The sequence below is a fragment of the Promicromonospora sp. AC04 genome, assembly GCF_003058225.1.
GTDB lineage: Bacteria > Actinomycetota > Actinomycetes > Actinomycetales > Cellulomonadaceae > Promicromonospora.
Genome location: NZ_QBUG01000007.1, coordinates 20,092 through 32,326, shown reverse-complemented (window position 1 = coordinate 32,326; position 12,235 = coordinate 20,092). Strand labels below are relative to the sequence as shown.

The 12,235-nt window shown below is 72.5% G+C and carries 10 protein-coding genes; 9 read left to right on the top strand and 1 reads right to left on the bottom strand.

Annotation, left to right across the window (positions count from 1 at the left end; translation table 11 throughout):
* Positions 1-23: 23 nt before the first annotated feature.
* Positions 24-2,129 carry a transketolase gene (tkt, locus tag C8K30_RS18465; RefSeq protein ID WP_108494390.1) on the bottom strand — a complete coding sequence of 702 codons (2,106 nt, stop codon included), beginning with the start codon at positions 2,127-2,129 and terminating at the stop codon, positions 24-26.
* A gap of 330 nt (positions 2,130-2,459) precedes the next feature.
* Between tkt and C8K30_RS18460 the strand changes: the two genes are divergently transcribed.
* From C8K30_RS18460 to cmk, 9 genes are all read left to right on the top strand, one after another.
* The gene (locus C8K30_RS18460; RefSeq protein WP_108494389.1) at positions 2,460-3,440 is read left to right on the top strand and encodes a heme o synthase; all 981 of its coding nucleotides are present in this window, start codon (positions 2,460-2,462) and stop codon (positions 3,438-3,440) included.
* 146 nt (positions 3,441-3,586) lie between these two features.
* Positions 3,587-5,230, top strand: a complete 1,644-nt coding sequence (locus tag C8K30_RS18455) for a serine/threonine-protein kinase (RefSeq protein WP_108494388.1) — start codon at positions 3,587-3,589, stop codon at positions 5,228-5,230.
* Positions 5,231-5,470: 240 nt separating this feature from the next.
* Positions 5,471-6,322 carry a CoA ester lyase gene (locus tag C8K30_RS18450; protein ID WP_108494673.1) on the top strand — a complete coding sequence of 284 codons (852 nt, stop codon included), beginning with the start codon at positions 5,471-5,473 and terminating at the stop codon, positions 6,320-6,322.
* A 222-nt stretch (positions 6,323-6,544) separates the two neighbouring features.
* Entirely contained in the window at positions 6,545-7,456 is a 912-nt protein-coding gene (gene xerD, locus C8K30_RS18445) for a site-specific tyrosine recombinase XerD (protein WP_108494672.1), read from the top strand.
* A 157-nt stretch (positions 7,457-7,613) separates the two neighbouring features.
* Complete coding sequence (locus tag C8K30_RS18440) at positions 7,614-8,510, top strand: ParA family protein (RefSeq protein WP_108494387.1); 897 nt, start codon at positions 7,614-7,616, stop codon at positions 8,508-8,510.
* Positions 8,494-9,618: a ScpA family protein gene (locus tag C8K30_RS18435; protein WP_108494386.1), complete on the top strand. Its 1,125-nt coding sequence runs from the start codon at positions 8,494-8,496 to the stop codon at positions 9,616-9,618. The genes C8K30_RS18440 and C8K30_RS18435 overlap by 17 nt, the downstream gene beginning before the upstream one ends.
* On the top strand, positions 9,615-10,271 hold the full coding sequence (locus C8K30_RS18430) for an SMC-Scp complex subunit ScpB (protein WP_108494385.1): 657 nt from the start codon (positions 9,615-9,617) through the stop codon (positions 10,269-10,271). The genes C8K30_RS18435 and C8K30_RS18430 overlap by 4 nt, the downstream gene beginning before the upstream one ends.
* 76 nt (positions 10,272-10,347) lie before the next feature.
* Entirely contained in the window at positions 10,348-11,298 is a 951-nt protein-coding gene (locus C8K30_RS18425) for a pseudouridine synthase (protein WP_108494384.1), read from the top strand.
* Between the two features lie 85 nt (positions 11,299-11,383).
* Positions 11,384-12,109 (top strand): (d)CMP kinase, encoded by a 726-nt coding sequence (gene cmk / locus C8K30_RS18420; RefSeq protein WP_233257276.1) that lies wholly within the window; start codon positions 11,384-11,386, stop codon positions 12,107-12,109.
* The last annotated feature ends 126 nt before the right edge of the window (positions 12,110-12,235 follow it).

Genomic DNA, 12,235 nt, shown 5'->3' with positions numbered 1-12,235 from the left:
GTGCCCGGGTGATCCGGAGCGGCTCAGGACGCCGCCTCGATCGACTCCTTGGCGGCCTGGGCAACCGCCTCGGCCGTGATGCCGTACTCGGCGTAGAGCGTCTTGTAGTCGGCCGACGCGCCGTAGTGCTCGAGCGAGACGATGCGGCCGGCGTCGCCGACCACCTCGCGCCAGCCCTGCGCCACGCCCGCCTCGACCGAGACGCGAGCCTTTACGCCGGACGGGATGACCGACTCGCGGTACGCCTCGTCCTGCTTGTCGAACCACTCGCGCGAGGGCATGGAGACCACGCGGGCCTGCACGCCGTCGGCGGCGAGGATCTCGCGCGCCTCGACGGCGAGCTGCACCTCGGAACCGGTGCCCACGAGGACGACGTCGGGCGTGCCGTCGGTGTCCAGGAGCGTGTAGCCGCCCTTGAGGGTGCCCTCGGCGGAGCCGAAGCCGTCGGTGCCGCGCGGGTAGGTGGGCACGTTCTGCCGGGTCAGCACGATGCCGGCCGGGTTCTTCGTGTTCTCGAGGATGCCGCGCCAGGCCCAGGCGGTCTCGTTCGCGTCGGCCGGGCGGACGACGTCGAGGTTCGGGATGGCCCGCAGCGCCGCGAGGTGCTCCACCGGCTGGTGGGTCGGACCGTCCTCGCCGAGGCCGATCGAGTCGTGCGTCCACACGAACGTGGTCGGGATGCTCATGAGCGCGGCCAGGCGCACCGAGGCGCGCATGTAGTCGGCGAACTGCAGGAACGTACCGCCGTAGGGGCGGGTCAGGCCGTGCAGCACTATGCCGTTGAGGATCGAGCCCATGGCGTGCTCGCGGATGCCGAAGTGCAGGGTGCGGCCGAACGGGTCGCCCGGGAACTTCTTGGTCGCGTGCTCCGTCGGCACGAAGGACGGCACGCCGTCCATGGTCGTGTTGTTCGAGCCGGCCAGGTCGGCGGAGCCGCCCCACAGCTCGGGCAGCACGTCCTTGAGCGCGGTCAGCACCTTGCCCGACGCCGCACGGGTCGCGACGCCCTTCTCGCTCGCCTCGAACTCGGGCAGGGAGTCGGTCCAGCCCTCGGGCAGCTCGTGGGCGCGCAGCCGGGCCAGCAGGGCCGCGTTCTGCGGGTTCGCCTCGGACCAGGCCGCGAAGGCGGCCTCCCACTCCTCGCGCTGGGTGGACTGGCGCGCCGCGACGGAGCGCGTGTAGGCCAGCACCTCGTCGTCGATCGCGAACGTCGCCTCGGGGTCGAGGCCGAGCGCGGACTTGAGGCCCTTGACCTCGTCGGCGCCCATGGCCGAGCCGTGGATGCCGCCCGTGTTCTGCTTGGTGGGCGCCGGCCAGCCGATGATGGTGCGCAGCGCGATGATCGACGGCTTGCCGGTCTCCGCCTTGGCGGCGTCGATCGCCGCGGCCAGCGCGTCGGTGTCCTCGGCGTAGCCGTCGCCGCCCGAGGTCCAGTCCACGCGCTGGGTGTGCCAGCCGTAGGCCGCGTAGCGCCCCAGCACGTCCTCGGTGAACGCGATGTTGGTGTCGTCCTCGATCGAGATCTTGTTGTCGTCCCAGATCAGGATCAGGTTGCCGAGCTGCTGGTGGCCCGCGAGCGACGAGGCCTCGGAGGTCACGCCCTCCTGCAGGTCGCCGTCGGACGCGATGACGTACACGTGGTGGTCGAACGGCGACTCGCCGGGGGCGGCGGCCGGGTCGAGCAGGCCCCGCTCGCGCCGGGAGGCGAACGCCATGCCGACGGCGGAGGCGAGGCCCTGGCCCAGCGGGCCGGTCGTGATCTCGACGCCGGCGGTGTGGCCGTACTCCGGGTGGCCCGGGGTCTGGGAGCCCCAGGTGCGCAGTGCGGCGATGTCCTCCATCTCGAGGCCGTAGCCCGCGAGGAAGAGCTGCAGGTAGATGGTCAGCGACGAGTGGCCGGCGCTCAGCACGAACCGGTCGCGGCCCTGCCAGGCGGGGTCCGACGGGTCGTGGCGCATGGCCTTCTGGAAGAGGAGGTACGCGGCCGGCGCGAGCGAGATCGCGGTGCCGGGGTGTCCGTTGCCCACCTTCTCGACGGCGTCCGCAGCCAGCGCCTTGATGGCCTTGACCGCTCGCTCGTCGAGCTCCGACCACTCCAGGGGCTTCAGCACGGGGTCGAAAGCGTTCACGAGTCCTCTTTCTCTCCGCCGCCAGCACTCGTCCTGCCCGGAGAGCGGACGGGCCGGAGAGCCGCGCAGCGTGTGTTCGGCGGCGGCGGGATACCGGCCGCCCTTCGTTCAATTGCGAAATCAACCCTATACGCGCACCACAGCCGTCGCGCAGGGCTGTCCACGTCCTGTGCATCACAGGACCCAGGACAAATCTCACATGGTCCTGCGGGAATGCGGTGCGCGGCCGCGTCATGACGCGACGTACGATGGGCACGCACCCGACTGGCAACAGGGCCTACCAGGTGCGTTATCGCCCTCAGGACACTCCCGAACGGAACTGCGACGCGCGTGAGAACGAGCCACACGACGACCGGCCAGACCGCGCGTCCCCAGCCCTCCGGTCCCGAGGAGCCCGCCGTCGGCGTCGGGCAGCGTCCCGGTGGCTGGTTCCTGAGCCGCGCCGGCGCGTACGTCGCGCTGACCAAGCCGCGGGTCATCGAGCTGCTGCTCGTCACCACCGTGCCCACCATGATCCTGGCGGCCGACGGTCTGCCGAGCTTCTGGCTGATCATCACGACGCTCATCGGCGGTGCCGGTGCGGCGGGCAGCGCCAACGCGTTCAACATGTGGTGGGACCGCGACATCGACCAGATCATGAACCGGACCAAGAAGCGTCCGCTGGCCACGGGGGAGATCACGCCGCGCGCCGGCCTGGTGTTCGCCTCGATCCTCGGTCTGCTGTCGCTGACCTGGTTCGCGCTCGTCATCAACTGGGCAGCGATGTGGCTCACGCTGGCCGCCATCGTCATCTACGTCGTCGGCTACACGATGATCCTCAAGCGCCGCACCCCGCAGAACATCGTCTGGGGCGGCATCGCCGGCTGCATGCCCGTGTTCATCGGCTGGGCCTCCGTGACGGGCGAGCTGAGCTGGGCCGCGCTGGCGCTGTTCGGCATCATCTTCTTCTGGACGCCGCCGCACTACTGGCCGCTGTCGATCAAGTTCAAGAAGGACTACGCGAACGCGAACGTCCCGATGCTGCCGGTCGTCAGCGACGACAAGCGGGTCGCCGCCGAGATGGTGGGCTACACGCTCGCGATGATCGCGTGCTCGCTCCTCCTGACCCCGCTCGCGGGCATGTCGTGGGTGTACACCGCGGTGGCCGCCGCGCTGGGCGCATGGTTCCTCTGGGCCACCATCGCGATGCTCCGCCGGGCGCAGGGCAAGGCCAGCGGGAAGCTGGGCGCGATGAAGGTGTTCCACGCGTCGATCACCTACCTGTCGCTGCTCTTCGTGGCGGTCGCGGTGGACGTCTTCCTCCCGTTCTGACCTGCCGCACCCTGCCGAACCCTGCCGCTCTCTTTCCGGGACCCGGCCACCTCGGTGGGGTAGCATCCCGTGCGTTCTGTGCCGCATATGTCCGGCATGTGTCCGGCCCGTGCGGCGATCGCACGACCAGCAAGGGGGAACGTCCGGTGTTGCAGGATCACCTTGCGCGGTGGACGCTCCCGACCCCGGAGCCCGCGGCCCTGGGCCGCGGCGAGCCCCGCACGATCGGCCCCTTCCGGATCCGGAGCCGGCTCGGGAGCGGCGGCATGGGGGACGTCTACCTCGGGACCGGGCGCCGCGGGCAGCAGGTGGCGATCAAGCTGATCCGGGGCGCCCAGCTGGACGACAGCGAGTTCCGCGCGCGCTTCCGACGCGAGGCGCGCGCCGCGGCCCGGGTGCGCAGCCGGTTCGTCGCGAACCTGGTCGACGCCGACCTCGACGCGGGCACCCCGTGGCTCGCGACCGAGTACGTCGCGGGGCCGACCCTCTCGCAGGCGCTGAAGGCGCACGGCCCCCTGCCGCAGGAGGCCGTGCTGAACCTGGTTGCGGGCGTCGCGGAGGCGCTGCACACGATCCACCGCTCCGGCCTGGTGCACCGCGACGTCAAACCGGCCAACGTGATCCTCGGACCGGACGGCCCGTGCCTGATCGACCTGGGTGTGGTCGCCGCGATGGACGCGCTCGACGTGACGAAGCTGACCATGACGGGGCAGCCGGTCGGGACCCCGATGTACATGGCCCCGGAGCAGGCGATGGCGGGCCGCGCGACGGCGGCCGCCGACGTCTGGGCGCTGGGTGCGCTGGCCTACTACGCCGCGACCGGGAACCGGCTGTTCTCGGGGACCCACCCGGCAGTGGTGCTGTACCAGGTCTCGGCCGAGGACCCGTCCTACGACGACTGCCCCGCCTACCTGCGCCCGCTCCTCGACGCCTGCCTGGTCAAGGACCCGGCGGGGCGCCCGTCCCTCGACACGATCCTGCGGTCCCTCAGCCCTTACGTGTCGGCCGACGCCGCTGCTGCCGTCGGCGCTGGTGCTGCGAGTGCCGGAGCCGCCGGTGCCGCCGCCGGTGCCGGAGCGGCTGGTGTCGGCGCGGCTGATGCGGGAACTGCTTCCGCCGCCGGAGCTGCCGCCACTGGAGCCGCAGCCGGCGTGGACCGGCGCGAACCGGCCCCGGCCGGCGGGACGGGATCCCCGCTCGGCGCACGGCGAGCCCTCGTCCGCCTGAGCGCGGTCGTCGCCGGGGCGGCGGTGCTGTCCGCGGCGGCGTTCGGCGCCTGGAGCGCACTCACCAACAACGAGGCCCCGGCCGGCACGGAACGGGCGCCGGTGGCCGGAGCGCCGCAGGCGTCGGGCGATCCGACCAACGGGCCCCTCGCCGAGCCTCCCGAGACGGGTGTGCTGGCCCAGGACGGGAGCCACGACAGCCCGTGGGCACAGGGGACCGCGCAGCGCCTCAGCGACGGCTCGTGCTGGACCGTCAGCGTCGACGACGTGCAGGGACAGCTGGCCACCCTGACGCTCTCCTGCGACCAGGCGGGGACGGCCGCGTACGGCACGCCGACGCCGAGCGAGTGGTTGACGGTCTCCGCCGTCGGGGCGGACGGGACCGTCGCGTCCAGCACCCCGGCCGACGCCATGGCGACGGACACGTTCTGGGCGCAGGGGAACCTCATGGACGCGGCGAGCGTGACCACGACGATCACGCTGCCCGACGTCGGGCAGCTGGCAACGGTGGCCGTGCAGCAGAACAGGGGAGGCTACGGCTGGGAGTGGGCCGCCACCCGCTGACGCTCCCGGCGCGGGCCCGCGGCATCGTTCGATACGCGGGCGCACGATGGATGACCAAGATGAAGCGGTGGTCATGATTCGGTAGGCCCGGATATCCCGGCCTAGGCTGAGCGCGTGACCGAGACCCCAGCCGACCGAACCACCGACTCCGCCGACCAGCCTGCCGACCAGTCCGCCGCCCAGTCCGCGGGCTACTCCTCGGGTCTGCCGGCCGCGTCCGCCGTCGCCCAGGAGAGCGACCTGGCCCCCCGCCGGGCCGCCCGCGAGAAGTCGCGAGTCGCCCCCGACTACGCGCGCGCCTGGCTGCTCCTGTCCGCGATGCGGACCGAGCTCTTCGACAAGGCTCAGCTCTCCCGCGCGGACCAGGTGATCCTCGACTGCGAGGACGCCATCGACGACCGCCTGAAGGACGAGGCGCGCGAGAACGTCATCCGGTGGATCAAGAGCGGCGGCAGCGCCTGGGTCCGGATCAACGACCGCCACGCGCCGTCCTGGGCCGACGACGTCGCGTACCTGCGCGGCCTCGAGGGGCTCAACGGCGTGATGCTCGCCAAGACGGAGAGCGCCGACGACGTCATCGACACCGCGCAGCGCCTCGGCGGCGACGTGCCCGTGATCCCGCTCGTGGAGTCGGCCCTCGGTATCGAGGAGGCCGTCCACATCGCCAAGGCCCGCGGCGCGTTCCGCCTCGCGTTCGGCTCCGGCGACTACCGCCGCGACACCGGGGCAGCCAACGAGCCCATCGCCATGGCGTACCCGCGCTCGCGCCTCGTGGCCGCCAGCCGCATCGGCGGCCTGCCCGGCCCGGTCGACGGCCCCACTGTCGGCTCGTCGCACGCGCTGCTGCGCGAGCAGTCCGCCGACGCCGTCAACCTCGGCATGACCGGCAAGCTCTGCCTGGACTTCGAGCAGCCGGCAGTCATCAACGAGTCCTTCGCGCCGACGTCGTCCGACGTGGCCTGGGCCGTCGACTTCTTCGCCGAGTTCGAGGCCGCCGGGTCCGTGATCCGCGACGGCAGCGACAAGCCGCGCCTCGCCCGCGCCCAGGTGATCCGCTCGCGCGCGGAGCTGTTCGGGATCAACCCGTCCTGAGCCGTCCCCACGCGATCGATCCCCACGTGATCCATTTCCACACGATCGAACCCCACGCGATCCGCCCTGGCGCGATCGACCCCGCGTGGCGGTCTCCCGGCGTGGCCCGCCCGCCCCGCGGGCCACGCTCGGCATGATGGGGCGGTGTCCACCGCACTGGCCCATTTGTCGTCGCCCCATGAGATCCAGCCAGGCACGCCGCCCACCTCGGCCGAGCGCGCCCTGCTCGACCGCGCCCTGCGGGACTACCTCGCGCACCTGAGCGTGGAGCGCGGCCTCTCGGTCAACACCGTCGCGGCGTACCGCCGCGACCTCGTGCGGTACGCGGGATTCCTCGAGTCGGTGGACCGCCCCGGCCTGGCCGGGGTCACGGAGGCCGACGTCACGAGCTTCGTCGAGTCGGTGCGCCTGGGGTCCGACGGCGGGCGGCCGCTGTCGCCGTCGTCCACCGCCCGGGCCCTGGCCGCCGTGCGCGGCTGGCACAAGTTCGCCCAGGCCGAAGGCCTGTCCGTCGACGACCCCTCCGCCGAGGTGCGGGCCCCCACCCAGCTGCGGCGCCTGCCGCACGCGCTGTCCGTCGACGACGTCGCCGGGCTGCTCGACGCCGCGGGCACCGGTGACGGGCCGCTGCCCCTGCGCGACCGCGCCCTGCTGGAGCTGCTGTACGCCACCGGCGCGCGGATCTCCGAGATCGTGGGGCTCGACGTCGACGGGGTGAGCGACAGCACCGCCGTCCGCCTGCTCGGCAAGGGTTCGAAGGAACGGGCGGTCCCCGTTGGCTCGTTCGCGCGCGACGCGCTGGAGGCCTACCTGGTCCGGTCGCGCCCGGCCCTGGTCGCGGCGGGCCGCGGCACGCCCGCCCTGTTCCTCAACACGCGCGGCGCGCGGATGTCCCGGCAGACGGCCTGGGCCGCGCTGCAGTCCGCCGCCGCGCGGGCCGGCCTGAAGGAGCACGTCTCGCCGCACACCCTGCGGCACTCGTTCGCCACCCACCTGCTGTCCGGCGGGGCGGACGTGCGCGTGGTCCAGGAGCTGCTCGGGCACGCGTCGGTCACGACCACGCAGATCTACACGATGGTCACCCCGGACGCGCTGCGCGAGGTCTACGCGGCCGCCCACCCGCGGGCCCGGTAGCCGGACCGGCGGCGACCGGGGGCGGGCTCGGCAGCGGCCGGACGGCGAGCTCGGCAGCGGAAGCCCGCCACGCCGGGGCTTCGAGCCTGCGGTGCCCACACTCTGGTATAGCGTGGCGGGCGTGAGCGAGGCACCCAGCCAGGAGGGAGCGAGCACGATGACCGACATTCTTCTCGGCAAGACGGTTGTCGGCGCACCCACGGACTCGGCGAACCTGCACGACGTCGTCGGACGCCCCATGCCGGACCTGCCCGAGCCGCCGCCGCTCGCCAGCCACGGCCCGGCGCGCATCATCGCGATGTGCAACCAGAAGGGCGGCGTCGGCAAGACGACGACGACCATCAACCTCGGCGCCTGCCTCGCGGAGTACGGCCGCAAGGTGCTCCTGGTCGACTTCGACCCGCAGGGCGCCGCGTCGGTGGGCATCGGCATCAACCCGCACGAGCTCGACCTCACCGTCTACAACCTGCTCATGGAGCGGGACGTGGACATCCACGACGTGATCATCCCGTCGGGCATCGAGAACCTCGACGTGCTGCCGGCGAACATCGACCTGTCGGCCGCGGAGGTGCAGCTCGTGGGCGAGGTCGCCCGGGAGTCGGTGCTGGCCCGCGCGCTGCGTCCGGTGCTCGACGTCTACGACGTGATCCTCATCGACTGCCAGCCGAGCCTCGGCCTGCTCACGGTGAACGCCCTGACCGCGGCGCACGGCGTGCTGATCCCGCTGGAGTGCGAGTTCTTCGCGCTGCGCGGCGTCGCGCTCCTGGTGGAGACCATCGAGAAGGTGCGGGACCGGCTCAACCCCGCCCTGGAGATCGACGGTATCCTCCCCACCATGTACGACTCGCGCACCCTCCACTCCCGGGAGGTCGTGGCCCGCGTGTACGAGGCCTTCGGCGACACGCTGCTGCACTCGATCATCGGGCGCACGGTGAAGTTCCCCGACGCCACGGTCGCCGCCGAGCCGATCACCGACTACGCCCCGGGACACCCGGGCGCGGCCGCGTACCGTCAGCTCGCCCGGGAGCTCGTGGCCCGTGGCGACGCTGCCTGACGTCGCGGTGGATCGTTCCGACGTCCTGGAGGCGGAGGCTGACGTCGCCGCCGAGCCGGACGCCGTCGCCCCGGAGACGGACGCTGCCGCCCCGGAAGGGGACGCCGACCAGGCCCCCGTCGACGAACGCCGCTCCTCCCGCACGTTCCAGGTCCACCTGCACAACTTCGAGGGCCCGTTCGACCTGCTGCTCTCGCTGATCGCGAAGCACAAGATGGACGTCACCGAGGTGGCGCTCGCGGTGGTGACCGACGAGTTCGTCGCGCACATCCGCGAGGCCGAGCGAGCCACCCGCGAGGCCGCCGCACGCGGCGAGGACCACGCGTCCTGGGACCTCGGCGTGGCCAGCGAGTTCCTCGTCATCGCCGCGACCCTGCTGGACCTCAAGGCGGCCCGCCTGCTGCCCGGCGTCGTCGACGAGGACGCGGAGGACCTCGAGCTGCTCGAGGCCCGCGACCTGCTGTTCGCCCGGCTCCTGCAGTACCGCGCGTACAAAGAGGTCTCGAAGGTCCTCGCGGAGCAGATGGCGTCGGCCGGACGCCGCGTGCCGCGCCTGACGCCGCTGGAGCCGCACCTGGCCGCGATCCTGCCGGAGCTGGTCTGGGACACGACGGGGGAGCGGCTCGCCGAGCTAGCGGCGCGGGTCCTGGCCCCGAAGCCGCCGCCCGTGGTGGGGCTGGCCCACCTGCACGGCTCCGCCGTGAGCGTGCGCGACGAGGCGGGCACCATCGTGAAGCGCCTGCGCGCCGAGCACTCGGTGACGTTCCGGTCGCTGACGGCGGGCACCGAGCGCCTCGTGACCGTCGCCCGGTTCCTCGCGCTGCTGGAGCTGTTCCGCGACTCCCTGGTCGGGTTCGAGCAGGTCAGCCCGCTGGGCGAGCTGACGGTGCGCTGGACCGCCGGGCCCGACGACGGCGAGAAGTACCTCGACCCCACCGCCGGCCCCAGCGAGTTCGACGAGGACGACCTGCCTGGACCGGTGGCGGACTCCGGCGTGGACCCGGACCCGGCCGAGGCTTCTGCCGGGGGTCCGGAGCAAGCTGCTGAGGACCCCGCCGGTCACGACCAAGCAGAGACCGCGCAGCCCGGAACGGAGGCGACAGCATGACCGTCGAAGAACAGGCCCCCGAGGCCGTGCAGGTGGCCGCCCGGGATGGCTCCGCGCAGGACGAGCTGCCCTTCGTCGACGTGCACACGCTCCCGGGCGGTGCGCACGCGGCGGTCGAGGCCGTGCTCATGGTGGCCGACGCGCCGATCGGCGCGGACCGGATCGCGGCGGCGCTCAATCTGACGCAGGACGAGACCGACGACATCCTGCACGAGCTGGCCGACGAGTACGCCGGCCACCTCGGGTCCCGTCCGCGCGGTTTCGAGCTGCGCCGCACGGTGGACGGGTGGCGCATCTACTCGTCCGCCGCCCACGCGGACCCGGTGGGGCGCTTCGTGCTGGACGGCCAGTCGGCCAAGCTGAGCCAGGCCGCGCTGGAGACGCTCGCCGTGATCGCGTACCGTCAGCCGGTGTCGCGCGGCCAGATGAGCGCGGTGCGCGGCGTGAGCGTCGACGGCGTCGTGCGCACCCTGCTGACCCGCGGGCTGATCGCCGAGATCGGTCAGGACCCGAGCTCGGGTGCGGTTCTGTTCGGAACCACGGGATACTTCTTGGAGCGGATGGACTTCTCGTCGCTCGACGAGCTGCCTCCGCTGGCGCCGCACCTGCCGGACCTCGACATGCTCGACGGCCTCGACGGACTGGACAACTAGTCCTGCCCGAGGCCTGCACGACGGGTTTCGCGCGCGCCCCTTTTCCGAGATCTTCCGACGTACCGAGAGACGAATCATGAGCAACGAACGCCGCGGCGGGAGCCGCCGCGAGTCCGGTGACGGGCAGCAGCCCCGCCGTCCTGCCCGATCGGGCAACCCGTCGGGCAAGCAGTCCGGCAAGCAGGGTGGACGACAAGGCCAGAACTTCCGTGGGGGCAGCTCCGCGAAGAGCCGCGCGCAGGCGAACCAGCCGCGCCGTCGGCCCGCGAAGCCCACGGAGCCGGCCCGGGACGTGCACGTCGAGGACGGTGTGCGGCTGCAGAAGGTGCTCGCGCAGGCCGGGCTGGGCTCGCGCCGCGCGTCCGAGGAGCTGATCGCGAACGGGCACGTCGAGGTGGACGGCCAGCTCGTCACGGAGCTGGGCGTGCGGGTCGACCCCGCCACCGCCGTCATCCACGTGGACGGGCTGCGCATCCAGCTCGACCAGGCCAAGGTGACGATCGCGCTGAACAAGCCCCTGGGCGTCGTGTCCACGATGGACGACCCCAAGGGCCGCCCGACGGTCGCCGACCTCATCAAGAACCGCGAGGAGCGCCTCTTCCACGTGGGCCGGCTCGACGCCGACAGCGAGGGCCTGCTGCTCCTGACGAACGACGGCGAGCTCGCCAACCGCCTCTCGCACCCCAAGTACCAGATCGCCAAGACGTACCTGGTGACGGTCGAGGGCGAGATCTACCCGCGGGTCGGCCGCGAGCTCCTGAAGGGTGTGGAGCTCGAGGACGGCATCGCGAAGATGGACGCCGTGCACGTGCTCCAGCAGATCGACGGGTTCGCGATGCTGGAGGTCGTGCTGCACGAGGGGCGCAACCGCATCGTGCGCCGCATGTTCGACGCCGTCGGGCACCCCGTCACGCGCCTGGTGCGCACCCGGATCGGCCCGATCCCGCTGGGCGACCTGAAGTCGGGCCGCACCCGCGTCCTGGGCCGCACGGAGCTGGGCACCCTGATGAACGCGGTAGACCTGTAATCTCTCCCGCTGAGTGCTGGGTGTCTGTGCCCTGGCAAGCACTCCGACAACAGATAGCCAGCACTCGACGGAAGTGAGCACATTCGTGACCAGCCCTGTAGTGATCGCCATCGACGGGCCGTCCGGGTCCGGCAAGTCGAGCGTGTCCAAGGCGGTCGCCGCACGCCTCGGCCTGGCCTACCTCGACACGGGCGCCATGTACCGGGCGGCCACCGTGTGGAGCATGGAGACGGCCGACCTGGAGGACGCCGGGTCGGTCGCCACTGCGGTCCGCGCGATGCCGCTGGTCATGGGGCTGGACCCGGCCGCGCCGGGCGTCGAGCTGGACGGGCGGGACGTCGCCGTGACGATCCGCACCACCGAGGTCACGACCAACGTCTCGAAGGTGGCGTCGAACCTCGAGGTGCGGGCCGAGCTCAAGCGGCTCCAGCGCGAGATCATCGACCGAGAGTCGGGCGCGGCCCAGGCCGGGCACTCGGGCGGCCGGGGGATCGTCGCCGAGGGCCGCGACATCACCACGGTCGTGGCGCCCGACGCCGACGTCTGCGTGCTGCTCACCGCCTCGGAGGAGGCGCGCCTGCGCCGTCGGTCCCTGGAGGTGCACGGCGCCGCCGACGCCACCGCCGTGGACGCCACGCGGGACCAGGTGCTGCGCCGCGACCGGGACGACGCGAAGGTCACGCAGTTCCTCGTGGCCGCGGACGGCGTGGTGACCGTCGACTCCAGCGACCTCGACTTCGAGCAGACGGTCGACGCCGTCCTCGCCGTCGTCACGCAGGTGACGGGGCGCGAGGTCGCGCCGTCCGCCTGAGCCGGAGGCGCGGCGCGGGGTGCGGGCCGAGGGACGAGGCGCGCGCCCGGGGCGGAACCGCAGGCTCCGGCGGCACGGGAAGAGCCTGCGGCGGGCGGGCGGGAGCGACGCAGGTCATACGGCGGC